The organism is Serinicoccus profundi (assembly GCF_008001015.1).
GTDB classification, from domain to species: domain Bacteria; phylum Actinomycetota; class Actinomycetes; order Actinomycetales; family Dermatophilaceae; genus Ornithinicoccus; species Ornithinicoccus profundi.
Window position 1 is genome coordinate 2609620 of record NZ_CP042862.1, and the last position, 23202, is coordinate 2632821.

19 protein-coding genes and 3 pseudogenes are annotated in these 23202 nt (G+C 71.8%); 5 read left to right on the forward strand and 17 right to left on the reverse strand.

Annotated elements, in window-relative coordinates:
* Positions 1-10: 10 nt before the first annotated feature.
* The 15 genes and pseudogenes from nuoK to FA582_RS12180 form a co-directional block, all read right to left on the reverse strand.
* Positions 11-310 carry an NADH-quinone oxidoreductase subunit NuoK gene (gene nuoK / locus FA582_RS12110; protein WP_010146301.1) on the reverse strand — a complete coding sequence of 100 codons (300 nt, stop codon included), beginning with the start codon at positions 308-310 and terminating at the stop codon, positions 11-13.
* A complete protein-coding gene (locus FA582_RS12115; RefSeq protein WP_010146300.1) occupies positions 310-1209 on the reverse strand; it encodes an NADH-quinone oxidoreductase subunit J in 900 nt (299 codons plus the stop codon). The genes nuoK and FA582_RS12115 overlap by 1 nt, the downstream gene beginning before the upstream one ends.
* Positions 1206-1922, reverse strand: a complete 717-nt coding sequence (gene nuoI / locus FA582_RS12120) for an NADH-quinone oxidoreductase subunit NuoI (protein WP_010146299.1) — start codon at positions 1920-1922, stop codon at positions 1206-1208. The genes FA582_RS12115 and nuoI overlap by 4 nt, the downstream gene beginning before the upstream one ends.
* Entirely contained in the window at positions 1915-3357 is a 1443-nt protein-coding gene (gene nuoH / locus FA582_RS12125) for an NADH-quinone oxidoreductase subunit NuoH (protein ID WP_010146298.1), read from the reverse strand. Before nuoH ends, nuoI begins: the two co-directional genes overlap by 8 nt.
* Positions 3354-5887: pseudogene (locus FA582_RS12130) on the reverse strand (NADH-quinone oxidoreductase subunit G). The gene nuoH and the pseudogene FA582_RS12130 overlap by 4 nt, the downstream one beginning before the upstream one ends.
* On the reverse strand, positions 5884-7197 hold the full coding sequence (gene nuoF, locus FA582_RS12135) for an NADH-quinone oxidoreductase subunit NuoF (RefSeq protein ID WP_010146296.1): 1314 nt from the start codon (positions 7195-7197) through the stop codon (positions 5884-5886). The pseudogene FA582_RS12130 and the gene nuoF overlap by 4 nt, the downstream one beginning before the upstream one ends.
* Complete coding sequence (gene nuoE, locus FA582_RS12140) at positions 7194-8057, reverse strand: NADH-quinone oxidoreductase subunit NuoE (protein WP_010146295.1); 864 nt, start codon at positions 8055-8057, stop codon at positions 7194-7196. The genes nuoF and nuoE overlap by 4 nt, the downstream gene beginning before the upstream one ends.
* Complete coding sequence (locus FA582_RS12145; protein WP_010146294.1) at positions 8054-9478, reverse strand: NADH-quinone oxidoreductase subunit D; 1425 nt, start codon at positions 9476-9478, stop codon at positions 8054-8056. The genes nuoE and FA582_RS12145 overlap by 4 nt, the downstream gene beginning before the upstream one ends.
* The gene (locus tag FA582_RS12150; RefSeq protein ID WP_010146293.1) at positions 9478-10299 is read right to left on the reverse strand and encodes an NADH-quinone oxidoreductase subunit C; all 822 of its coding nucleotides are present in this window, start codon (positions 10297-10299) and stop codon (positions 9478-9480) included. The genes FA582_RS12145 and FA582_RS12150 overlap by 1 nt, the downstream gene beginning before the upstream one ends.
* Before the next feature lie 76 nt (positions 10300-10375).
* Positions 10376-10930: an NADH-quinone oxidoreductase subunit B gene (locus FA582_RS12155; RefSeq protein WP_010146292.1), complete on the reverse strand. Its 555-nt coding sequence runs from the start codon at positions 10928-10930 to the stop codon at positions 10376-10378.
* A gap of 25 nt (positions 10931-10955) precedes the next feature.
* Positions 10956-11321, reverse strand: coding sequence for an NADH-quinone oxidoreductase subunit A (locus FA582_RS12160; protein WP_010146291.1), 366 nt, complete (start codon positions 11319-11321; stop codon positions 10956-10958).
* 85 nt (positions 11322-11406) lie between these two features.
* Positions 11407-12704 (reverse strand): annotated as a pseudogene (locus FA582_RS12165) (geranylgeranyl reductase family protein).
* 141 nt (positions 12705-12845) lie between these two features.
* The gene (locus FA582_RS12170; protein WP_010146288.1) at positions 12846-13565 is read right to left on the reverse strand and encodes an exonuclease domain-containing protein; all 720 of its coding nucleotides are present in this window, start codon (positions 13563-13565) and stop codon (positions 12846-12848) included.
* Positions 13565-15412: a DUF294 nucleotidyltransferase-like domain-containing protein gene (locus FA582_RS12175; RefSeq protein ID WP_033228486.1), complete on the reverse strand. Its 1848-nt coding sequence runs from the start codon at positions 15410-15412 to the stop codon at positions 13565-13567. Before FA582_RS12175 ends, FA582_RS12170 begins: the two co-directional genes overlap by 1 nt.
* 15 nt (positions 15413-15427) lie before the next feature.
* Positions 15428-16147 carry a demethylmenaquinone methyltransferase gene (locus tag FA582_RS12180; RefSeq protein ID WP_010146286.1) on the reverse strand — a complete coding sequence of 240 codons (720 nt, stop codon included), beginning with the start codon at positions 16145-16147 and terminating at the stop codon, positions 15428-15430.
* A gap of 38 nt (positions 16148-16185) precedes the next feature.
* On the opposite strand from FA582_RS12180, the gene FA582_RS12185 reads away from it, so the two are divergent.
* Positions 16186-17526, forward strand: coding sequence for an isochorismate synthase (locus FA582_RS12185; protein ID WP_051125079.1), 1341 nt, complete (start codon positions 16186-16188; stop codon positions 17524-17526).
* A 160-nt stretch (positions 17527-17686) separates the two neighbouring features.
* Here FA582_RS12185 and FA582_RS12190 read toward each other — a convergent pair whose 3' ends face one another.
* Positions 17687-18187 (reverse strand): GNAT family N-acetyltransferase, encoded by a 501-nt coding sequence (locus FA582_RS12190; RefSeq protein WP_010146284.1) that lies wholly within the window; start codon positions 18185-18187, stop codon positions 17687-17689.
* Complete coding sequence (locus tag FA582_RS12195; RefSeq protein ID WP_010146283.1) at positions 18187-19440, reverse strand: MFS transporter; 1254 nt, start codon at positions 19438-19440, stop codon at positions 18187-18189. Before FA582_RS12195 ends, FA582_RS12190 begins: the two co-directional genes overlap by 1 nt.
* A 72-nt stretch (positions 19441-19512) precedes the next feature.
* On the opposite strand from FA582_RS12195, the gene FA582_RS12200 reads away from it, so the two are divergent.
* From FA582_RS12200 to FA582_RS12210, 4 genes and pseudogenes are all read left to right on the forward strand, one after another.
* On the forward strand, positions 19513-20829 hold the full coding sequence (locus FA582_RS12200; RefSeq protein ID WP_158640873.1) for a GNAT family N-acetyltransferase: 1317 nt from the start codon (positions 19513-19515) through the stop codon (positions 20827-20829).
* A gap of 324 nt (positions 20830-21153) precedes the next feature.
* A complete protein-coding gene (locus FA582_RS12205; protein WP_141567458.1) occupies positions 21154-21354 on the forward strand; it encodes a hypothetical protein in 201 nt (66 codons plus the stop codon).
* Positions 21351-21506 (forward strand): hypothetical protein, encoded by a 156-nt coding sequence (locus FA582_RS16410; protein WP_158640874.1) that lies wholly within the window; start codon positions 21351-21353, stop codon positions 21504-21506. The genes FA582_RS12205 and FA582_RS16410 overlap by 4 nt, the downstream gene beginning before the upstream one ends.
* A gap of 118 nt (positions 21507-21624) precedes the next feature.
* Positions 21625-22994 (forward strand): annotated as a pseudogene (locus tag FA582_RS12210) (IS256 family transposase).
* The last annotated feature ends 208 nt before the right edge of the window (positions 22995-23202 follow it).

Sequence of the window (23202 nt, forward strand, 5' to 3'; positions counted from 1 at the left end):
GAGCGCTCCTTTACAGCTTCAGCAGGTTGGCGTCGTCGACCGAGGCCGAACGACGTGCACGGAAGATGGACATGATGATCGCCAGCCCGACGACCACCTCGGCCGCGGCGACCACCATGACGAACAGGGCGTAGACCTGGCCGTCGAGGGAGCCGTGCAGGCGGGAGAAGGTGACCAGCGCCAGGTTGCAGGCGTTGAGCATGAGCTCGATGCCCATGAAGACGATGAGGGTGTTGCGTCGGGTGAGGACCGTGATCGCCCCGAGCGTGAACAGCACCACCGACAGATAGATGTATGCCTCGAGCCCCATCAGCGCTCACCCCTCCCGGAGCCGTCGTGCCCGTCGGTGTCGCCCAGGTCGTCCTCGGGCTCCAGGTCGTGGCCGCGGTTGTCGACGGCGGCGTTGACCCCGCGGGGCAGGTCCTCGGGCGACTGGTCGGCCGGCGGCTGACCGTCGGTGCGGCCGCTGCCCCCGGCGAGACGGTACTCCGCCGGGTTGGTGACCTGGCCGCGCGCGACCAGGACCCGCGGCACGGACTCCTCGACCGGGCTGCCGTCCGGCGCCAGGGCAGGGGTGTCGGCGGCGTTGTGCCGGGCATACACGCCGGGGTTCGGCTTGCCGGAGAGCCACTTCCCCGAGCGGAGGTTCTCCCGGGAGATGTCGCGCTGGGTCTTGCGCGGCGTGAGCCGCTCGCGGTGGGCGAGGACCATGGCCCCCATGACCGCAATGACGAGCAGCGCCCCCAGGGTCTCGAAGGTGAGCACCTGGCGCTCGAAGATCTCGCGGGCCAGGGCGGTGACGGTGCCCTCGGCCTGCACGGTCTCCAGCCCGACCGCCTGCGGCCAGGACACCCGGCTGAGGCCGTAGACGGAGACGGCGACGAAGAGCGCGCCGAGGCCGAAGGCCCACAGCCGCTGGCCCCGCAGCGTCTCCACGGTGGAGTCCGAGGCGTCCACGCCGACGAGCATGACGACGAAGAGGAAGAGCATCATCACGGCGCCGGAGTAGACGAAGACCTGGATGATGCCGACGAACTCGGCCCGCTGGACGATGTAGATGACGCCGAGGCTGATCATCGTCGTCGCCATGGCCATGGCGGCGTGCACCGCCTTGCGCGCGAAGAGCAGGCCGAGCGCACCCGCGACGGCCACCACGGCGAGGAGCCAGAAGAGCCCGAGCTCCATGCCGTCGATCCGGTCGGGGGTCATGACCTCTCCTCCGGGCGCGCCTCGGCACGGGCAGCGGCCGCGTCGACCGTGTCGGCGTCGCGCTGCTCGACGTAGGACCTCTGCCCCTGGGTCGAACCGGTGACCTTGCCCTGGTAGTAGTCGCGCTCCTCCATGCCCTCGGCCATGGGGAACGGCGGGGTGAGCATGTCGGGACGCAGCGGCGCCAGCAGCTGGTGCTTCTCGTAGATGAGCGGCGCCCGCTCGGAGTCGGCCATCTCGTACTCGTTGGTCATCGTCAGCGCCCGGGTCGGGCAGGCCTCGATGCACAGGCCGCAGAAGATGCAGCGCAGGTAGTTGATCTGGTAGACGCGGCCGTAGCGCTCGCCGGGGCTGAACCGCGCCTCGTCGGTGTTGTCCGCGCCCTCGACGTAGATGGCGTCCGCCGGGCAGGCCCACGCGCACAGCTCGCAGCCGACGCACTTCTCCAGCCCGTCCGGGTGGCGGTTGAGCTGGTGGCGACCGTGGAAGCGCTTGGCGGTGGGCCGCTTCTCCTCGGGGTACTCCTGCGTCGGGACCTTGCGGAACATGGTGCCGAAGGTCACGCCGAAGCCGGCGACCGGCGCGAAGAGCTGGCCGAGCAGCCCCGGCTCCTTCTTGCCCCCGGTGGCGTCGACCTCCTCGCGCCGCGCGGGCGCACGGTCGGTGTGGGTGCGGGCGGGCTCGTTCGGGTGAGGCTCTGTCGGGTCAGCCACGGCGCTCCTTCTCCTCATCGGTGCTGCTGGCGGTGGACGCGTCGCTGTCGGTGGGTGCGGTGGCCCCGGCGGGGACGGTCACCGGTCGCGCCTGCTCGACGGCCGGGCGGGGCTCGATGAGCCGCTGGCCCGGCATCGGGGGCACGGGGTAGCCGTCGGCGAACGGGTCGATCTCCTCGGGGACCTCCTGGGCCTCCTCGCGTGCGGCGGCCCGGCGCTGGGCATACCGGTCCCACACGAGGATCCCGATGAGGACGAAGACGCCGATGCCGCCGAGGGTGATGACGGTGACCCAGCGGCCCTGACCGAAGTAGCCCTCCTGGGCCGAGCGGATGAGCATGACCGCGACGACCCACACCAGCGACAGCGGGATGAGGATCTTCCACCCCAGCGCCATGAACTGGTCGTAGCGGACACGGGGCAGGGAGCCGCGGACCCAGACGTAGAAGAAGATGAAGCTCCACATCTTGAGGGTGAACCACAGCAGGCCCCACCAGCCCTGGTCCAGCGCCCCGTCGAAGACGACGTTGAGCGGCCACGGTGCGTGCCACCCGCCCAGGAAGAGCGTGGTCGCGAGCGCGGAGACGGTGAACATGTTGATGTACTCACCGAGGAAGAACATGCCGAACTTCATCGAGGAGTACTCGGTGTGGAAGCCACCGCCGAGCTCTCCCTCGCCCTCGGCGAGGTCGAAGGGCAGCCGGTTGGTCTCGCCGATCATCGTGATGACGTAGACGACGAAGCTGAAGAACAGCGGCACGATGTACCACAGCGGGATGCCGAGGACGGTGCTCTGCTGCTGGGCCTCGACGATCTGGCTGGTCGACATGGACCCGGCGTAGAGGAAGACCGCGACGAGCGAGAGGCCCATGGCGATCTCGTAGGAGATGACCTGCGCGGTCGAGCGCAGCCCGCCGAGCAGGGGGTAGGTCGAGCCCGAGGACCAGCCGGCCAGCACGAAGCCGTAGGCGGAGACACCGGCGACCGCGAGCACGAGGAGCACGGCCACCGGGGTGTCGGTGAGTTGCAGCGGCGTGGTGTGCCCGAACATCTGCACGTCGCCACCCATGGGGATGATGGCGAAGGACACGAAGGCCAGCGAGGCGACGATGAGCGGCGCGGCGTAGAACATCAGCCTGTCCGCGCCCTTGGGCGTGACGTCCTCCTTGAGGAAGAGCTTGATGCCGTCGGCCGTGGTCTGCAGGATCCCGAGCGGACCGAGGCGGTTGGGCCCAGGACGCTGCTGCATCCGGCCGATCACCCGTCGCTCGAACCAGATGACGATGACGACGGAGATCATGACGTAGACGAACAGCAGGAACGCCTTGAACAACGAGAGCCACCAGGGGGTGTCGCTGAAGTCGGCGGCCGGCAGGTCCTCCATGACGAGCGGGACGCTCGCCACGACCTCGGGGTATGCCGTGAGCAGGCTCATACCTCACCTCGCACAGTCTCGTGGGCGGATCCACCGGCGGCGGCCGCGGAGAGCGACACGACGGCCCCGGCGTCGACGCCGAGGGTGGCGCGGACGGCGGACCCCAGGGAGTTGGTCGGCACCCACACCACGGCGTCCGGCATGGTCGTCACCACCAGCGGCAGCTCCAGAGAGCCGGTCGCCGTGGAAACCGCCAGCAGGTCGCCCTCGGTGAGACCGAGGCCGGCCGCGGTGGCGGCGGAGACCCGGGCCACCGCGGGCTGGGCGGTGCCCGCCAGGAACGGCTCGCCGTCCTGCAGCCGGCCGGCGTCCAGCAGGTGGTGCCAGGTCGCGAGGACGGCCTCACCCGGTCCGGGCGTCGACGGCCCCGGCGCGGTCACGGTCGGCATGGTCGGACGGGTGCCCGCCCAGCGGTCCAGGCCGGTCAGCTCGCGCCGGATGTCGGTCACCGTCTCGGTGCCCAGGCGGATGCCCATGGCGCCGGAGAGGCGGTCGAGGATGACGTGGTCCGAGCTCGCCCCGCTCTCGATGGCCCGCTCGAAGGGGCGCAGGCGCCCCTCCCAGGTGACGTAGGCGCCGGCCTTCTCCTGCTGCGGTGCGACCGGGAGGATGACGTCGGCGTAGGCGTGGACCCCGCTCTCGCGGATCTCGAGGGAGACCACGAAGGCGCGCTCGAGGGCACGGCGGGCCAGGGCCGGGTCGGGCAGGTCGTCGATCTCGACACCGCCCACCACCAGCGCGGCCAGCTCACCGTCCGCGGCGGCCTCCAGGATGCCGGTGAGGTCACGACCGGTGTGGCCCGGCAGCGCGTCGACACCCCAGCGGGAGGCGACCTCGGCCACGGCGCCGGCGTCGCCGACCGGGCGACCGCCCGGCAGCAGGCCGGGCAGGGTGCCGACGTCGACCGCACCGCGCTCACCGGCGCGGCGCGGCACCCAGCCAGCGCGGCGCCCGTGGCCTGCGCGAGGGCCGCGGCGGCGGAGAGGGCACCGGGGGTCGCGGCGAGCCGCTCCCCTACGAGGATGACCGACCCGGCGGCCAGGGCGTCGGAGGCCGCGTGGACCGGGTTGACGCTCAGCGCCTCGACGGGTCCGTCGTCCGGGGTGCCCGGGCCGTCGCTGCGGCGCTGGGCCAGCGCGTGCAGCACCTCGGCCTCGGTGCCCGGCGCGGAGGCCAGCAGCGTGCCGTCGAGCTTGTCGAGCCCCCGTGTCTCGAAGGGCGCCACGGAGAAGACCTGGGTGGCGTGCTTGCGCACCCCCTTGCGCAGGCGGAGGAAGACGATCGGGCTCTCCTCCTCGGGCTCCAGCCCGACGAGCAGGACCGAGGGCGCCGCCTCGAGGTCGGCATAGCTCACCTCGCGCCGACCGGCCACCGCGGCGGCCAGGAAGTCGGCCTCCTCAGCGCTGTGCGGACGGGCGCGGTGGTCGATGTCGTTGGTCCCGAGGGTGACGCGGGACAGCTTGGCGTAGGCGTAGGCGTCCTCGACGCTGACGCGGCCACCGGGCAGCACCCCGACGCCGCCGGCTCCGCGGGCGGCGGACAGCCCGGCCGCCGCGGCGGCGTAGGCGTCCCGCCAGGAGGTGACGGCATACTCACCGTCCGCGCCACGCACGACCGGGTCGTGGAGGCGGTCCGGGAGGGTGGCGTAGGTGAAGGCCCAGCGGCCCTTGTCGCAGTTCCACTCCTCGTTGACCTCGGGATCGTTGAGGGCCATCCGGCGCAGCACCTGGCCGCGGCGGTGGTCGGTGCGGGTCGAGCAGCCGTCGGCGCAGTGCTCGCAGACGCTCGGCGTGGACACGAGGTCGAAGGGGCGCGAGCGGAAACGGTAGGCGGCACCGGTGAGCGCGCCCACCGGGCAGATCTGGACGGTGTTGCCGGAGAAGTAGCTCTGGAAGGGCTGCTCCTCGTAGATGCCGACCTGCTGCAGCGCACCGCGCTCGATGAGCGCGATGAAGGGGTCACCGGCGATCTGCTCGGAGAAGCGGGTGCAGCGGGCGCAGAGGACGCAGCGCTCGCGGTCCAGGAGCACCTGGCTGGAGATGCTCACCGGCTTGGGGAAGGTCCGCTTGATGTCCTCGAAGCGCGAGGTGGGCCGACCGTCGGACATCGCCTGGTTCTGCAGCGGGCACTCGCCACCCTTGTCGCAGACCGGGCAGTCGAGGGGGTGGTTGACGAGCAACAGCTCCATCACCCCGGTCTGCGCCTTGTCGGCGACCTCGGAGGTGTGCTGCGTCTTGACCACCATGCCCGGTGACACCGCGATCGTGCACGACGCCTGCGGCTTGGGCATGGGCTTGAGGTTGCCCTCGCGGTCCGGGGTGGAGACGTCGACGAGGCACTGCCGGCACGCACCGACCGGCTCGAGCAGCGGGTGGTCGCAGAAGCGCGGGACGTGGATCCCGACCTCCTCGGCCGCCCGGATGACCAGGGTGCCCTCGGGGACCTCGACCTCGACGCCGTCGATGGTGACCTCGACCATCGTCACGTCCGCGTCGGCGTCCGTCGCCGGGCGTTCTGTCTTGACGCTCATGCGGGCTGGCTCTCCTTCGCGAAGAGGGTGTTGCGCTCGGCGGGGAAGAGCTCGTGCCACGGGGTGTGCATGCCCGCCTCGAACTCCTCGCGGAAGTACTTGATGCCCGAGGTGACCGGGCTCGTCGCACCGTCACCGAGGGCGCAGAAGCTGCGGCCCAGGATGTTGTCGCAGATGTCGTCGAGCTTCTCGATGTCGCCCTCGCGACCCTGACCGGCCTCGAGGCGGGCCAGGATCTGCTTGAGCCAGAAGGTGCCCTCCCGGCAGGGGGTGCACTTGCCGCACGACTCGTGGGCGTAGAAGTCGATCCAGCGCGAGACCGCGCGGACCACCGAGACGGTCTCGTCGAAGATCTGCAGCGCCCGGGTGCCGAGCATCGAACCCTCCGCCGCGACCGACTCGAAGTCGAGCGGGACGTCGAGGTGGGCGTCGGTGAAGATCGGCGTGGAGGAGCCACCCGGGGTCCAGAACTTCAGCGCGCGGCCTCCGCGCATGCCGCCGGCCATCTCGATGAGCTCGCGCAGGGTGATGCCCAGGGGCGCCTCGTACTGCCCCGGCCGCTCGACGTGGCCCGAGAGGCTGAAGAGACCGAAGCCCTGCGACTTCTCGGTGCCCATGCCGGCGAACCAGTCGGCGCCGTGCAGGACGATCGGCGGGACGCTGGCGATGCTCTCGACATTGTTGACCACGGTGGGCCGGGCGTAGAGGCCCGCGACCGCGGGGAACGGCGGCTTGAGCCGCGGCTGGCCGCGACGACCCTCGAGGGAGTCCAGCAGCGCCGTCTCCTCACCACAGATGTAGGCCCCGGCGCCCGCGTGGACGGTGATGTCCAGGTCGAACCCGCTGCCGAGGACGTCCTTGCCGAGGTAGCCCGCGGCATACGCCTCCTCGACGGCGCGCATGAGCCGGCGGTAGACGTGGACGACCTCGCCGCGCAGGTAGATGAACGCGTGGTGGCAGCCGATGGCGTAGGAGGTGATGATCATCCCCTCGATGAGGAACTGCGGCGCAGCCATGAGCAGCGGCATGTCCTTGCAGGTCCCCGGCTCGGACTCGTCGGCGTTGACCACGAGGTAGCGCGGACCACCGTCCGGGGGCGGCAGGAAGCCCCACTTCATGCCCGTGGGGAAGCCCGCTCCCCCGCGACCGCGCAGGCCGGAGTCCTTGGCGGCGGCCACGAGGTCGGCGGCATCGCCGGCCAGCGCCTTGCGAAGCGCGGCGTAGCCGTCGTGCTCCTCGTAGGTCTCCAGCGTCCAGGACCGCTCGGCGTCCCAGAACTCCGACAGGATCGGGGTCAGCTGCGTGCTCACGCGTCGTCTCCCTTGCTCGTCTCGTCGACGTCCTTGACTCCCTCGGAGGTGGGGACCTCGTCCGGCTCGTTGGCGCCGGTGTTGACCGAGTCGTACTGCCCGGCCGCCTGTCCGCCGGCCGCACCCTGGGCCGACGCGTCGGTGTCGGTGCCGGCATCGGGGCGCGGCGCCGTCCACCCCTTCTCCTTGGCCAGGAGGGTGCCGCGCAGCGACGCCTCGCCGGCGCCCGGCCCCTCGTCGGCCAGGCCGTCGGGGAAGCCGGCCAGCACCCGGCTGACCTGCTTGAAGCTGCAGACCCGCGAGGGCCCACGGGTCGGCGTCACCTGGTCGCCGGCCCGGAGGCGGTCCACGAGGTGCTTGGTGCTCTCCGGGGTCTGGTGGTCGAAGAACTCCCAGTTGACCATGACGACCGGGGCGAAGTCGCAGGCGGCGTTGCACTCCACCCGCTCCAGGGTGATCGCGCCGTCCTCGGTGGTCTCGTCGTGACCGACGCCGAGGTGCTCGCTGACCTCCTCGAAGATCTGGTCGCCGCCCATGATCGCGCAGAGCGTGTTGGTGCAGACGCCCACGGTGTACTCACCGTTGGGGTGACGCTTGTACTGGGTGTAGAAGGTCGCGACCCCGCTGACCTCGGCGGTCGTGAGGTCGAGCAACTCGGCGCACAACCGGACACCGCGGCCGGTGACGTAGCCGTCGACCGACTGGACGAGGTGGAGCATCGGCAGCAGGGCCGAGCGCTTCTGCGGGTAGCGCGCGATGATCTGCTCGCTGTCCGCCACCAACCGGGCCAGCACGTCCTCGGGGTAGGGCTCCTCCGAGGCGTGCAGCGGGGTGTGGTGGTGCAGGGGGTCCGCACTCATCGGTCCACTCCTCCCATCACGGGGTCGATCGAGGCGACGGCGACGATGACGTCGGCGACGAGACTGCCCTCGGACATCGCCGAGGCCGCCTGCAGGTTGTTGAAGCTCGGGTCGCGGAAGTGCACGCGGTAGGGGCGGGTGCCGCCGTCGGAGACGGCGTGCACGCCGAGCTCGCCCTTGGGCGACTCGACCGCGGCATACGCCTGGCCCGGCGGGACCCGGAAGCCCTCGGTCACCAGCTTGAAGTGGTGGATGAGGGCCTCCATGGACTCGCCCATGATCTCGCGGATGTGGTCCAGGCTGTTGCCCTGGCCGTCCGCGCCGACCGACAGCTGCGCAGGCCAGGCGATCTTCTTGTCCGCCACCATGACCGGCTCGCCCTGGCTGGCGCGCAGCCGGGCGATGGCCTGCTCGGCGATGCGCAGCGACTGCCAGATCTCGTCGAGCCGGATGCAGATGCGGCTGTAGGCGTCCATGTCGCGACGGGTGATGACGTCGAAGTCGTAGGTCTCGTAGCCGCAGTAGGGCTGGTCCTTGCGCAGGTCGTGCGGCAGGCCGGTCGAGCGCAGGATCGGGCCGGTGATGCCGAGGGCCATGCAGTTGGCCAGCGAGAGGTAGCCGACGTCGACGGTCCGGCCCTTGAGCACCGGGCTCTCCAGGAGCAGCTTCTCCAGCTCGCCGATGCCCCGGCGCAGCGCCGGCAGCTCGCTCTCGAACTGGTCGAGGTGCTCGGGCAGGACATCCTGGGCCACGCCGCCGGGGCGGACGTAGGCGTTGTTCATCCGCAGCCCGGAGACGGCCTCGAAGAAGCGCAGCAGCCGCTCCCGCTCGCGGAAGCCGACCGTCATGACGGTCGTCGCACCGAGCTCCATGCCGCCGGTGGCGAGGGCGATGAGGTGCGAGCCGATCCGGTTGAGCTCCATCATGAGCACGCGGATGTCGCTGGCGCGGCGCGGGATCTGGTCGGTGATGCCGAGCAGCTTCTCCACGGACAGGCAGTAGGCCGTCTCGTTGAAGATCGGCGTGAGGTAGTCCATCCGGGTGCAGAACGTCGTGCCCTGGACCCAGGTCCGGAACTCCATGTTCTTCTCGATGCCGGTGTGGAGGTAGCCGATGCCGGCCCGGGCCTCCCGGACCGTCTCGCCGTCCAGCTCGAGGATGAGCCGGAGCACGCCGTGGGTCGAGGGGTGCTGCGGACCCATGTTGACGACGATCCGCTCGGCGCCGAGCGTCGCGACGTCCTTGGCGATGTCGTCCCAGTCACCGCCGCCGGCGGTGAACACGGCGCCCCCGTCCACGGAGTCCGAGGTCGGGCCCCCCTCGGCATACAGGTCGGTCGGGGTGCTGTCGAGGTATGCCGCGCCCTGGTCGGCCTGGGTGCCGCCGCGGGTCTGCTCGTCGGCACTGTTCGTCGTCGCCATCAGCTGTAGCTCCTGCGCTGGTCGGGGGCCGGGATGGTGGCACCCTTGTACTCGACCGGGATGCCGCCCAGCGGGTAGTCCTTGCGCTGCGGGTGACCGGGCCAGTCGTCCGGCATGAGGATGCGGGTCAGGCCGGGGTGGCCCTCGAAGACGATGCCGAACATGTCCCAGGTCTCCCGCTCGTGCCAGTCGTTCGCCGGGTAGGTGCCGACGATCGAGGGGATCCGCGGATCCTCGTCGGGGCAGGTCACCTCGATGCGCACCCGGCGCACCCCGTGGGTGATCGACTGGAAGTGGTAGACCGCGTGCAGCTCGGCGCCCTCCTGCTGCGGCCAGTGCACCCCGGACACGCCGGTGCAGATCTCGAAGCGCAGCCGCGGGTCGTCGCGCAGCGGGCGCACGATCGCCGGCAGATGGTCACGGTGCACGTGCAGGGTGAGCTCGTCACGGTCCACGACCACGCGCTCGAGACCGGCGGCGACGGCCTGCGGGGCCGCGGCCTCGAGGGCGTCGACCACCTCGTCGAAGTAGGAGCCGTAGGGGCGCTCCGCGGCCCCGGGCAGCAGCACGGGCACCTGCAGCCCGCCGTAGCCGGAGGTGTCGGTGCCCAGCGAGCCGCCGAACATCCCCTTCTTGTGCGCGACCTGCACCGGCGCGGAGGAGTCGGTCTGCACCGACGCGGGCACGGAGCCGCCACCGCTCTCCTGGGCGCGGGTCGTGTCGACCTTCTGGTCCTCGGTGCGCTCCGGGGCGTTGGCGCGGTCCTCGGTGGTCTCCTGGGCCGGCGGCTGCTTGTCCGGCATCTCGGGTCCGCTACCCATCACGCCAGGCTCCTTCCGGCGTGATTCCGCGCTCGCTCCGGGCCTCGCTCCGCTGCGTGTCCTCGCTTCGCTGTCATCACGCCAAGAGCCCCTTCATCTCGCCCGTCGGCATCGCCCTCAGCGCCGCGGCCTCGGCCGCCCGGGCGGCCTCCTCGCGGTTGACCGAGAACTTGAACTCGCGGATCTGCTTGTGCAGCTCCAGGACCGCATTGAGCAGCATCTCCGGCCGCGGCGGACAGCCCGGCAGGTAGACGTCGACCGGCACGATGTGGTCGACACCCTGGACGATGGCGTAGTTGTTGAACATGCCGCCCGAGCTGGCGCAGACACCCATGGAGATGACCCACTTGGGGTTGGGCATCTGGTCGTAGACCTGGCGCACGACCGGCGCCATCTTCTGCGACACCCGCCCGGCCACGATCATGAGGTCGGCCTGACGCGGGGTGGCGGCGAAGCGCTCCATACCGAAGCGGGCGATGTCGTAGTCGGGGGTGCCGACCGCCATCATCTCGATCGCGCAGCAGGCCAACCCGAAGGTCGCCGGCCAGACGGAGTACTGCCGCAGATGGCCGGCCAGTCCCTCGACCGTCGCCAGCATGATCCCGCCGGGGATCTTGTCCTCAAGGCCCATCGCTACCGCACCTCACTCTCTGTCGTCAGTCCCATTCCAGTCCCCCGCGGCTCCACTCGTAGACGAACGGCACCGACACGACCACCAGGAAGAGCAGCATCGCCAGCACCGAGAACAACCCGACCTGGTCGAAGGCCACCGCGAACGGGTAGAGGAAGAGCACCTCGACGTCGAAGACGATGAAGAGCATGGCCGTCAGGTAGTACTTCACCGGCACGCGTCCGCCCTCGTGCGCCTGCGGCGTCGGCTGGATCCCGCACTCGTAGGCCTCGGCCTTGGCCCGGTTGTAGGTGGTGCGCCCCAGCAGGGCACCACCGAAGACCGACCCGAAGGCAAAGAGGAGGCCGAAGAGCAGGAAGAAGACGACCGGCAGATACGGGTGGTAGTCCATCAGTGCCAGCACTCCTTTCGAGAGATGCCCGGCGTCGGGCCGGCCAGGGTCGCGCGCGTCCCAATCCTAGGGGTGAACATGGTCATCATGCCGCCGGGGTCATCTTGCTCAAGGCATTGATGACCCGGTCGTCCAGACCACCACCGCGCTCCTGCGGCAGATTGGCCATGATCTTGAGCAGCAGCCGCATGAGTGAGCGCCGGGGCAGACCGTACTTCACGGCGAGCCGCATGATCTCCGGCTTGCCGATGAGCGTGGCGAAACCACGGCCCAGCGTGTAGTAACCGCCGAGCGCGCCCTTCATCGCCGTGGTGTAGGAGCGCAGCACCGCCTCGGTCTCCCCGGGGGTGGCGCGCGCGAGCGCGGAGGCGATGACCTCGGCGGCGTGCCGGCCGGCCTCCATCGCCTCGGCGATACCCTCGCCGTTGAAGGGGTTGACCATGCCGCCCGCGTCACCGACGAGGAGCAGGCCCCGGTCGTAGAGCGGCTGACGGTTGAAGCACATCGGCAGCGCAGCACCACGGATCGGGCCCTGCTGCGTCTCCTCCGAGAACGTCCAGTCCTGCGGCATGGTGGCGATCCAGCGCTTCATGACGTCGCGGTAGTCGAAGGTGCCGAAGGCCTCGGCCGTGTCGAGGATCCCGAGGCCGACGTTGGCCGTGCCATCGCCGACGGGGAAGATCCACCCGTAGCCGGGCATGAGGACCTCGTTCTGGCCGTTCTGGTCCTTGGTCCACAGCTCCAGCCAGGACTCGAGGTAGGGGTCGTCGTGCCGGGGGGTCTCGAAGTAGGCGCGCACCGCCCACCCCCATGGGGCGGTCGTCGCGCTTCGGCCGGTCCATGGCCAGCGAGAGTCGACTGGAGTTGCCGTCCGCCGCGACGACGACGCGGGACCGGAACTCGCGGCGCTCGCCGGTCGCGCGGCCGTCCTCGCCCATGACCTTGGCGCGGACGCCGCAGATGTGACCGCGGCTGTCGAGCACCGGCTCCTGGACGTTGATGCCCTCGAGCAGCCGGGCGCCGCGCGTCACGGCGTGCCGGGCGAGGATCTCGTCGAGGTCGTGCCGGGTGCGGACCAGGCCGAAGGGCGGGAAGGTCTCGTTGCCCGGCCAGTCCCAGCTCCAGGCGCATGCCGCCACCGAGGATGCGCAGTCCGCGGGTGCGGTGCCAGCCGTCGGCCTCGTCGATGGGCACCCCGAGGCTGATGAGCTCGCGCACCGCCCGCGGGGTCAGCCCGTCGCCGCAGATCTTGTCGCGGGGGAAGGAGGACTTCTCCAGGAGGAGGACGTCGAGCCCGTGGGACGCGAGGTATGCCGCAGTGCTGGCGCCTCCCGGCCCGGCTCCGACGACGATGACATCGGCGGTCTCGACCTGCTCACTCACGGTGTTTGGCCTCGCTTGTGACAACCTTCACGAACTCGGCCGAGTCTAGGCCTGCACCCCCTCCAGATCGGCCCAGGGGTGCCTCAGAGGGATTAGGCCACAGAACTGTCGCAAAACTGAGGCGTCGGGAGTCGGCCGAGCTCATCGTGACAGGACGTCGGAGAGCCGCAGCGCCGCCCCGCGCTGCTCCTCCATCTCCGCGGCCTGGGCGAGGAAGAGCTCGGCGCAGGCCAGGGCATCGGTCACCGCCGAGTGCGCGCGGTAGCGCGGGAGGCGGTAGTGCCGGCGGCAGGCGTCCAGCCGGAGCCGGCCGGAGGCCAGCTCCGGCGTCGGCACCCGCAGCAGTCGTTGCGCGAGGGTGAGGGTGTCGATGACCTGGAAGGGGACCCCCGCACCGTAGAGACGACGGCACGCCGCGGTGAGGAAGTCGACCTCGATCTGAGCGAAGTGGGCCAGCAGCACCCTGCGCACCGGCTCCGCTCCCCCAGCGTCCGCGGGCGGGGCCAGCAGCGCCCCCAGGACCCGGGGCACCACCGCCTCGAGGTCGGGGGCGAGGGCGAGCCGGTCGTCGGTGAGCCCGTGGTAGACCGCGGAGCCACCCACCGGGCCCTGCGGGCGGACCAGCTCGTGGCGGGCCTCCGACAGCACGATGCGGCCACGGACCACCGGCACCCACCCCACCGAGAGCACCTCGTGCCGGCGCGGGTCGATGCCGGTGGTCTCCAGGTCGAGAGCGAGCAGCTCCACCTCGACCAGGGGGGTGCGCGGGTCGACCGCCGCCGCGGCCGGGAGGTCGGCCACCGGACCGGGCGGCAGGTCCGGGCGTGCACCCCACCGGCCGAGCGCGTCGCGCCACCCCATCAGGTGACCTGGGGCAACCGCGAGGACAGGCCCTGCTGGGCGGTCCGGACGATGGCGAAGGCGTCCCGCAGGTGGCGGCGGTCCAGGCTCCCCAGCTCCCGCGGGTCGAGGTGGTTGTCGGGCGCCTCGCCGGCCGCGACGCGGTCCGCCTGGTGCCTCAGCCGGAGGTAGGAGAGCAGCTCCAGGGCATCGGTGAGGTCGGTCGCGCCCTCGGCGGACAGGAGGCCCGCGCTGCGGGCGGCAGCGAGCCGCGCCCCGGTGCCGAGGGCCGTCGAGGAGGCACGCAACGCCTGGACCCGGGCCAGCTGCACGATCGCCGCGATCCCCCGCTTGAGGTCGAGGGTGTCCCGGTGCTGACCGGCGTCCTCGAGGACGAATCCCCGGAAGAAGCCGATCGGTGGACGCATCCGCGTCGACTGCGCGGTGAGGTAGGCCAGCAGGAGGTCCGACCTGGCGCCGAGGGGAACGACCTCCGAGCGCAGGGTCTCGACGAGGGTGTCGTCACCGTGCACGGCCCGCATGTCGTAGAAGATCGCCGCCCACAGCACGGCGTCGGGCGTCGGCTCCCCGCTCCACCGCGCGAACTGCTCGCGCCACGCGCTCGTGCGCAGGCGCCACCGCGGGTTGGTCGCCATGATCTCGCCGTCGCACCGGGGGAAGCCGCAGGCCTCCAGGCCGGCGGTGACCCGCTCCGCGAGCTCGGTCCACCACGGGTCGTCGGGGTCGGCGTCGTCGGCGAGCACGAGCGCGTGGTCCTGGTCGCCGCCCAGTCCCTGCTCCTCTCGTGCGGCCGAGCCGAGCGCGGCCCAGGCATACCTCCCGGGCGCGGGGCCGAGCTCGGCCTCGGCGAGCGCGATGAGGCGTCGGGTCAGCGCGTCGGTGAGGGCCGCGACGACCCGCCCGACGTCCTGCGCCGTGGCGTCCTCGCGCACGAGCTGGCCGACGACGGTCGGGATCCTCGCCGCCTGCTCGACGACGCCGGCCAGGTCGTCCTGCCGCTGGATGTCGGCCACGACGTAGACCGGGTTGGACCGCTCGAGGCGCACGAGGTCGGTCGTGGTCACCAGCCCGAGCACGCGGCCGTCCTCGAGCACCGGCAGGTGGTGGATGTTGCGCCCGGTCATCTCCAGCATGGCCTCGAGCGCCAGCGCCCGGGCGGGGAGGGTGACGGGGTCACGGGTCATCACCTCGCCGACCGGGGTGTCCGCCGCCAACCCGGCGGCGAGCACGCGGCGGCGCAGGTCGCGGTCGGTGACGATCCCGACGAGGGCGTCACCCTCCATGACGAGCAGCGAGGAGACCCCCGCCCGCGTCATGACCCGCGCCCCCTCCGCGACGGTGGCCGAGGGGGTGACGACGACGGGCTCGCCGCGCAGGAGGTCGCGGACCGAGGTCTTGAGCACCGCCGACCCCCGGACCGGCGCCTGCAGCTGCCGGAGCGCCGCGGTGATGCGCCCGTGGTGGGTGGCCGCGAAGTGCACGGCCACCGCGGGGTGCTCGGCGACGAGGGTCTCGAAGTCCTCCTGCGGCAGCTCCAGCAGCAGGGTGTCCTCCCGCGCGGTGACGTCGTAGCGCGTGGGCAGGTGCTCCACGAGGGCCGACATCCCGAAGCCGCCCCCGGCGCCGACCCGGTCGACCAGGTGCCCGTCGTCGGTGATGTCCACGGCCCCGGAGCGGACGAGGAAGAGGCGGTCGCCACGCTCCCCGGCTCGCAGGATGTGCGTGCCGCGTCGGGCATAGCTGATCGAGCAGCGCTGCGGGAGCGCGTCGAGGACCTGCGCCGGCAGGGCGTCGAAGGGCGGGTGCTCCGCGAGGAAGTCCCGGATCTCGGCCAGCTCGACGTCCATGGTCACCGCGCCGCTCTACCCAGTGGTGACGGCGCCGGTCGGCGCGACCGCGTGGTGGAGCGCGACGACGCCCCCGGTGAGGTTGGTCCAGCGCACCTGCTCCCACCCGGCGGCGCGGACCTGCTCGGCCAGCTCCCGCTGGCCCGGCCAGGCCCGGATCGACTCGGCGAGGTAGACGTAGGACTCGGGGTTGGAGCTGACCCGGCGCGCCACCTGCGGGAGCGCGCGCATGAGGTAGTTGCGGTAGACGGTCGAGAAGACGGGCACGACCGGGCGGCTGAACTCGCACACGACGAGGCGCCCGCCGGGCCGCGCGACCCGCGCGAACTCGCGCAGCGCCGCGTCGACGTCGGCGACGTTGCGCAGCCCGAAGCTCATCGTCACCACGTCGAAGGAGTCGTCCGCGAAGGGCAGGCGCATGGCGTCGGCAGCGGTGAAGGGCAGGTCCGGGCGGCGGCGGTAGCCCTCGGCGAGCATGCCGATGGAGAAGTCGGCGGGGACCACCTGGACGCCGCGGTCGGCATACGGCTCGCTGGAGGTGCCGGTGCCCGCCGCGATGTCCAGCACCCGCTCCCCGGGGGCCGCGTCGACCGCCCGGGTCACGGCGCGGCGCCAGAGGTGGTCCATGCCGCCGGAGAGGACGGTGTTGGTGAGGTCGTAGCGGCGGGCCACCGCATCGAACATCCGGGCCACCTCGTGCGGCTGCTTGTCCAGGTCGGCTCGCGTCGGGCTCATGACGGGCATTCTCCCACCACGTCCTACGATGGTCGGCTGTGGCTGTGACCCGTCCCGTGTCCCGACTCCGCGCCCGCACCCTTGCGGTGGACGCGCCCGGCGACCTGCTCACCCGGATCCCGGACGAGATCGACCCCACGGACGTCGTGACCTGGCTGCGGGAGGGCGACGGTCTCGTCGGCTGGGGGCGGGTCGCCGGGGTGCGCACCAGCGGCGAGCGGCGCTTCGTCGACGCCGAGCTCTGGTGGAACGAGGTCCAGGAGGTGGCCGAGGTCGAGGACGGCGTGCGGCTGCCCGGGACCGGGCTGGTGACCTTCGGGTCGTTCACCTTCTCGCCGGACTCGCAGGACGCCAGCGTGCTCACCATCCCCCGGGTCGTCATCGGGCGACGCGACGGGCTGGCCTGGGTCACCCAGGTGGTCCTCGAGGACGAGCCGTGGCCGACCGCCCACCCCGCCGAGCTGCTGGGGCGCACCAACGCCGACATCGAGGTGCTCGACCCCCTCGTCGAGTCGCCCGGGGCGGTCCCGGCGACGCGCTGGCCCGAGGTCGTGGGTCAGGCCGTGGACCGGATCGGGCGCGGCGAGGTCGCCAAGGTCGTGCTCGCCCGGGACGTCGAGGTGCGCCACCGGGACGGTCAGGTCGTGCGGCTCGCCCCGGTGCTGGAGCGGCTGGAGCGCAGGTATGCCGCCACGTGGACCTTCGCCGTCGGCGGGTTGGTGGGGGCCACCCCGGAGATGCTCGTGCGGCTGCAGGGCGGCCGCGCCCGCTCGCGGGTGCTGGCGGGCACGATCCGGCGCCCCAACGGCATACCGGTGCGACGGGTCGGTGACGCCCCCGGCGCGGCGCCGGACCCCGAGCACCCCGTGGACCCCCGGCTGCGGCTGGTGAGCAGCGAGAAGGACCTCGACGAGCACGCCTTCGCCGTGCGCTCGGTCGCGGAGGCGCTGGCGCCGCACTGCGCGGAGCTCGTCGTCCCCGAGGCGCCCTACGTCCTGGAGCTGCCCGACGTCTACCACCTCGCGAGCGACCTCACCGGCACGATGCGCAGCGGCGCCACCTCGCTGCGCCTGGCCGCGGCGCTGCACCCCTCCGCCGCCGTGTGCGGCACCCCGACCGAGCCGGCCGCCCGGCTCATCGCCGAGCTGGAGGGGATGGACCGCGGCAGGTATGCCGGGCCGGTGGGCTGGATGGACGCCTCCGGCGACGGCGACTGGGGCATCGCCCTGCGGTGTGGCGAGCTCGCCGACGACCGGCACTCGATGCGCCTCTTCGCCGGTGGCGGCATCGTCGCGGCCTCCGACCCCTCAGCCGAGCTCGCCGAGACCGAGGTCAAGCTCACCGCCATGCGGCACGCCCTCGGCCTCGCGGGCGCCTGACCCGCCAGGCCCGTCCGCCCCGGCCGCTGATCCGTCAGCGCTCGGCCGCCAGGTCCACTCTCAGCCGCCAAGTCCACTCTCAGCCCCCTCGAGGCGGCCGAAGGATGACCTGGCGGACGAAAGATGACGTCGCGGCTGAAGGATGCGCCCGGAGCGGCGGTCAGGCGCCGATCCAGTAGCGGGGGCGGGCGCCGCCTCCGGACCCCGGGACCCGGACGTCCTCCAGCACGCCGCCACAGCGCTCGATGGTGGCCGCGGAGGCCGCGTTGCCATCGGCGCAGGTGACCAGCACCCGGTCGACGCGGAGGACGCGCAACCGCTGGACCGACTGGCGCAGGATCTCCGTGGCGTGGCCGCGACGCCGGAACTGCGGGGCCACGGCATACCCGACGTGGCCGCCCAGCTCGAACAGGAAAGGTGTGAGCTCGTGCCGGATCGAGACCCGCCCCTCCGGTATGCCGTCCACCTCCGCCACGAGGAAGTCCGCCCGCACCCTCCCGGCCGGCAGGTCCCGCCCGTCAGCCTCGCGGCGCACCTGCGCCAGGATCCACGCCCAGGTGCCCTCGGCCAGGAGGAAGCTGAAGTCCTCGGCGGCCAGCTGCTCGTGCATCGCGCGCAGGGCTGCCTCGTCGCGGACGGTCGGTGGTCGCAGGGTGAGCATCACCCCAGCGTGGCCGCCCGCGCGCGGTCCCGGCCACCGCTTTTCTCCCGCATGACCGGGGAGAGCACGAGGAGCAGGCCGAGGAAGCCGACGACGAGGAAGAGCGCGCGGTCCAGGCCGATGACCTCGGCCAGCAGCCCGATCGTGGGCGCCCCGAAGAGGAACGCGCCGTAGGCGATCGTCGAGACCACGGTGATCGCGCGGTTGCCCCGACCGGGCACCTCACCGGCGGCCGAGATGGCCGCGGGGAAGATCGTCGCCACGCCGAGGCCCCAGAGCAGACCGCCCACGAGGGCGAGGGCGAGCGAGGAGCTGAGGGTCACGACGAGGATGGCCACCGCGGCGAGGGCTCCACCGGTCCGCACGACCGTGGCCCGGCCGAAGCGGTCGATGGCCGGCCCGCCGAGCAGCCGCCCGATGGTCATCGTGAGGTTGAAGGCCATGAGGGTGAGCGCACCGAAGGCCGCCGGGGCCCCGTGGACGTCGACGAGCAGCAGCGCCAGCCAGTCGTTGGCCGACCCCTCCGCCAGCGCGCCGGCCAGGCAGATGAGGCCGATGGTGATCTCCGCCGAGGTCACACCCCGGCGGGCCGGAGCCCGTGTCCCCTCGCCCGCGACCTGGTCCGGCGCCTCGCCGAGCTGGTCCGGCGCCTCGCCGAGCTGGTCCGGCGCCTCGCCGACCTCGGCGTGCACCTCCGGCGCCTCGGGGACGAACCGGCTGGCACCCCATCCCCCCACCACGGCCGCCACGGCCGCCAGCACGGGCAGCTGCACGAGACCGATCCCGAGCCAGGCGGCCAGCGCACCGGCCCCCGCGCCGAGCACGGCACCCCCGGAGAAGCAGGCGTGGAAGTAGGGCATGAGGGAGCGCGAGCGGGACTGCTCGACGTGGGTGCCCTGGATGTTCATCGCGACGTCCCAGACGCCGACGTTGGTGCCGGTGAGCACGAGCACCCCGAGGAGGACGGGCACCGACGGCACCGCGGCGACGCACGCCCACCCGAGGCAGCCGAGCAGGACCGCGACCATGACGACCCGGCGGCTGCCGAAGCGGTCCACCAGCCTCCCGGTGAACGGCATCGCCAGGAGCGAGCCCAGACCCATACCCATGAGTGCCAGGCCCAGGGCGCCGGTGTCGGCGCCCAGGTGGTCGCGCACCGCCGGGACGCGGGCCAACGCCTGCCCCATGACGAACCCGGCGCTGGCGAAGACCGCCAGCACCGCCGTCACCGACCCACGCACATCCCGCACCACGAGCCCACTCCTTGCCGTCGACAACCCTGTAAATCCCCCGACACATCAGCGTACGTGCTGCAGACTGGGCCGGTGACCACGTCGACCCCCGCCCTCATCGACCTCACGGAGCAGGACCTGCCACGCATCAGGGACCTCATCGAGACCGTGTGGTTCTCCGTCACTCCCGGAAAGACCCTCCAGCACCTCGACGAGGAGCTCGACCTGCGCCACGCGCGGGCCGTGCCTCGCCCCGGAGGGTCGCCGCTGCCCGGTGAGGCGGCTGGGGCTGCCCCGCTGCTCGGGCTCTACAGCGCCTTCGACCTCGGCCTCACCATCCCCGCCGCGCGGGGAGGTCTCACGCGGGTGCCGATGGACGGGCTGACGATGGTGAGCGTCCACCCGGACGGCCGCCGCCAGGGCGTCCTGCGCCGGATGATGACCGACCACCTGCACCGTGTCCACGAGCGCGGAGAGGCCGCGATCGCCGGGCTGCACGCCTCGGAACCGGCGATCTACGGCCGCTTCGGGTATGGCCACGCCAGCGCAGAGGCCAAGCTCGTCGTGGGCCGCGGCACGACGCTCACCGCCCCGCCCGCGCTCACCGCCGAGGCCGAGCAGATCCGCACCCACGTCGTCGACCTCGACACCGAGGAGGCGCTCGCGGCGGTCCACCGGACCCACCTCGCCTGCGCCGCCGCGACCCTCGGCGCCGTCACCCGGCCGGCGTCGATGGAGCAGTCGTGGTTCGCCTTCCGCGACCACCCCGAGGCTCGCGGCGGCAAGGAGCCGAGCCGCGTGATGTTCGCCCGCCGCGGCGAGGAGCTGACGGGGTATGCCGTCTTCCGCCGGGAGAGCAAGTGGGACGACGCGCAGCCCGCCGGCGAGGTGTCCGTGGGCGAGCTCGCCGCGGTCGACCAGGCGTCGGTGCTGGCCCTGGCGCGGCGCCTGGTCGACATGGACCTCACCGGCCGGACCGTCTTCTGGTCGCGCCCCGCGGACGACCCGCTGGCGTGGTGGGCCGGCGGTCCGCGCTCGAGCGGGATGCGGGTCTTCGACGCGCTGTGGATCCGGCTGGTTGACCTGCCCCGCGCCCTCTCCGAGCGGGGGTACGCCGAGGGCGCTCCGCTGGACCTCGTGCTGCAGGTGCAGGATGAAGTGTGCCCGTGGAACGCCGGGCGGTGGCGGCTGCAGGTCGACGCAGATGGGTCGGCCTCCGTCACAAGCACCGACGCCGACGCCGACCTCGTGGCTCCGGTGGCGGCGCTGGGCGCGGCCTACCTCGGCGGTCGGACGCTCCTCGCTCAGGTGCCCACGCTCGGCGTGCAGGAGCAGACCCCGGGCGCCGTGCGGGCCCTCTCCCGCGCGATGCGCGCCGACCTCGACCCGGTGCCGGCGATCGGCTTCTAGCGCCCGGGGCCACGGCGTCGCGGGCTGATGGGTGACTCCGCTTGGGCACAGAGCCTGCGTGTGCGGCTCCCCTCTAGATCACCAGTCACCGACTCGTGCCCTGGACCACCAGACGCGGCTCCCCCGCCCACACACCGCGACTCCATCGCCACACGTCGCGGCTCCCCCGCCCACACACCGCGGCCCCACCTCGACCGCTAGGTGGGTCGGCGAGAGGTAGGTCCCCTCGCACACAAAGTCCTCACCCCCTGCACTTGACAGTCGAACACTAGTTCGACTACGCTGGGGGGAAGAGACATCGTTCAAGCTCCGGGGGGAGGGACCGTGGCAGCATCAGTGATCGAGCAGCCGGTGACGCCGGAGTCTGCTGCGCTGGGGGCGTTGGGGACGATCGCTGCTGCTCGGTCGGGGTTGGAGGCGCGGTTGATCGAGGCGGCGCGTCTGGTGGTCGCGACGACCGGGGCCGCGGTGCTCGCGCACAAGGGGTTCACCAGCATCGAGGAGCTCAGCCAGGGCAGCGGGTGAAGTGGCGCGCGGAGACCAAGCGCGCGGCGTGCGCCGAGGTGGAGCTGGCCCTGGGTGTCGGGGTCAGCGAGGCACGTCATCTCGTGGGCCTGGCCTGCGCACCGGCGGACGTGCGCGTCGCCACCGTGGGCGCCCTGGACCGTGGGAGGTGACCTGGTCGATGGTGCGAGCCTTCTGGCGCCGCTGCGCGGCCCTGCCCTCAGAAGAGGGGGTGTCAGATGGTCTGTGTAAGTGCCGGGTCTCCGACCGAGAAGGAGATTGACTGTGAGCATGACGCACGACGAGATGAGGGCCGAGGATCTGGACCAGGTCGAGGTGGAGCATCGGGCCGCGGCTGCGCGGCTGCGTGAGGAGTTCTTCGACGACGAGCTGGTCGACAAGTTGCTCGCGGCGACCGGTGAGCGCGGGGTGTCCTTGACCGGGGCCGGTGGCTTCCTGCCCGAGATGATCAAGACCGTCCTGGAGCGCGGCATGGGAGCCGAGCTGACCGACCACCTCGGGTACGCCAAGGGCGACGCGGCCGGCCGAGGTTCGGGGAACTCCCGCAACGGCACGACCCCCAAGACGGTGGGCACCGAGGTCGGTGACATCGCCCTGGACCAGCCGAGGGACCGCAACTCCACGTTCTCCTCGGCGCTGGTGCCCAAGGGCGCCCGCCGCCTCGGCGGGCTGGAGGACATGATCATCTCCCTGTACGCCGGCGGGATGACCGTTCGCGACATCCAGCATCATCTGGGCGCGACGCTGGGCACCGAGCTGAGCCACGAGACGATCAGCAACGTCACCGACGCCGTGCTCGAGGAGGTCAAGGCCTGGCAGTCCCGCCCGCTGGAGGCGTTCTACCCGGTGATCTACCTCGACGCCCTGGTGGTCAAGGTCCGCGACGGGTCGCACGTGACCAACCGCTCGGCGCACGTGGCCGTCGGCGTCGACATGGACGGCGTCAAGCACGTCCTGGGCATTTGGGTCCGGCCACCGAGGGCGCCAAGTTCTGGGCCGGCGTGTGCGCCCAGCTGGCCAACCGCGGCGTCAAGGACGTGCTCATCGTCTGCTGCGACGGGCTGACCGGCCTGGCCGAGGCGATCGAGGCGACCTGGCCGCACGCGATGGTGCAGACCTGCGTGGTGCACCTGATCCGGGCCTCGATGCGGTTCGTCTCCTACGCCGACCGCAAGGCCGTCGCCGCGATGCTGCGCCCGATCTACACCGCCGCTGACGAGGACGCAGCGCTCATGGCGCTGGCCGCCTTCGCCGACTCCAACCTGGGCAAGAAGTACCCCGCTGCGGTCGCCACCTGGGAGAACGCCTGGGACCGGTTCATCCCCTTCCTGGCGTTCGGGCCCGCGCTGCGCAAGGTCATCTACACGACCAACAGCATCGAGAGCCTGAACTACCAGCTGCGCAAGATCATCAAGAACCGCGGCCACTTCCCCAGCGACGAGGCCGTGATCAAGCTGCTCTGGCTGGCAATCATGAACATCGAGGACAAACGAGCCCGAGAACGAGCCAAGCAGGCCAGCAAGGGCAAAGACCGAAAGTCGGTGCCCCGCCTGATCGAAGGCGCCGCCGTCACCGGTTGGAAAGCCGCCCTTGGCGAGCTCGCCCTCGTCTACCCCGACCGCGTAAACGCCTACCTGTAAACCCAATGTGACCCACATCACTTACACAAACATCGTGACAAGCTCTCAGAAGACGCCGCGGTCGTCGCGGACAGTCTCTTCGGGGCCACCCCAGACACCGCAGTCCCGGAGCGTCTGGGCCTGACGATGAGCTACGCGAACGCCCGTGGCACACGGGCGATTACGCCGCCGCCCTGGAACGGGAAGCCAAGCGCACCGAAGGCCAGGA

Coding starts and splice junctions, on each gene's coding strand:
- nuoK (WP_010146301.1), bottom strand. CDS start 310: ATGGGGCTCGAGGCATACATCTATCTGTCGGTGGTGCTGTTCACGCTC.
- FA582_RS12115 (WP_010146300.1), bottom strand. CDS start 1,209: ATGACCCCCGACCGGATCGACGGCATGGAGCTCGGGCTCTTCTGGCTC.
- nuoH (WP_010146298.1), bottom strand. CDS start 3,357: ATGAGCCTGCTCACGGCATACCCCGAGGTCGTGGCGAGCGTCCCGCTC.
- nuoE (WP_010146295.1), bottom strand. CDS start 8,057: ATGAGTGCGGACCCCCTGCACCACCACACCCCGCTGCACGCCTCGGAG.
- FA582_RS12145 (WP_010146294.1), bottom strand. CDS start 9,478: ATGGCGACGACGAACAGTGCCGACGAGCAGACCCGCGGCGGCACCCAG.
- FA582_RS12150 (WP_010146293.1), bottom strand. CDS start 10,299: ATGGGTAGCGGACCCGAGATGCCGGACAAGCAGCCGCCGGCCCAGGAG.
- FA582_RS12155 (WP_010146292.1), bottom strand. CDS start 10,930: ATGGGCCTTGAGGACAAGATCCCCGGCGGGATCATGCTGGCGACGGTC.
- FA582_RS12160 (WP_010146291.1), bottom strand. CDS start 11,321: ATGGACTACCACCCGTATCTGCCGGTCGTCTTCTTCCTGCTCTTCGGC.
- FA582_RS12170 (WP_010146288.1), bottom strand. CDS start 13,565: ATGGGGTGGCGCGACGCGCTCGGCCGGTGGGGTGCACGCCCGGACCTG.
- FA582_RS12175 (WP_033228486.1), bottom strand. CDS start 15,412: ATGGACGTCGAGCTGGCCGAGATCCGGGACTTCCTCGCGGAGCACCCG.
- FA582_RS12180 (WP_010146286.1), bottom strand. CDS start 16,147: ATGAGCCCGACGCGAGCCGACCTGGACAAGCAGCCGCACGAGGTGGCC.
- FA582_RS12190 (WP_010146284.1), bottom strand. CDS start 18,187: ATGCTCACCCTGCGACCACCGACCGTCCGCGACGAGGCAGCCCTGCGC.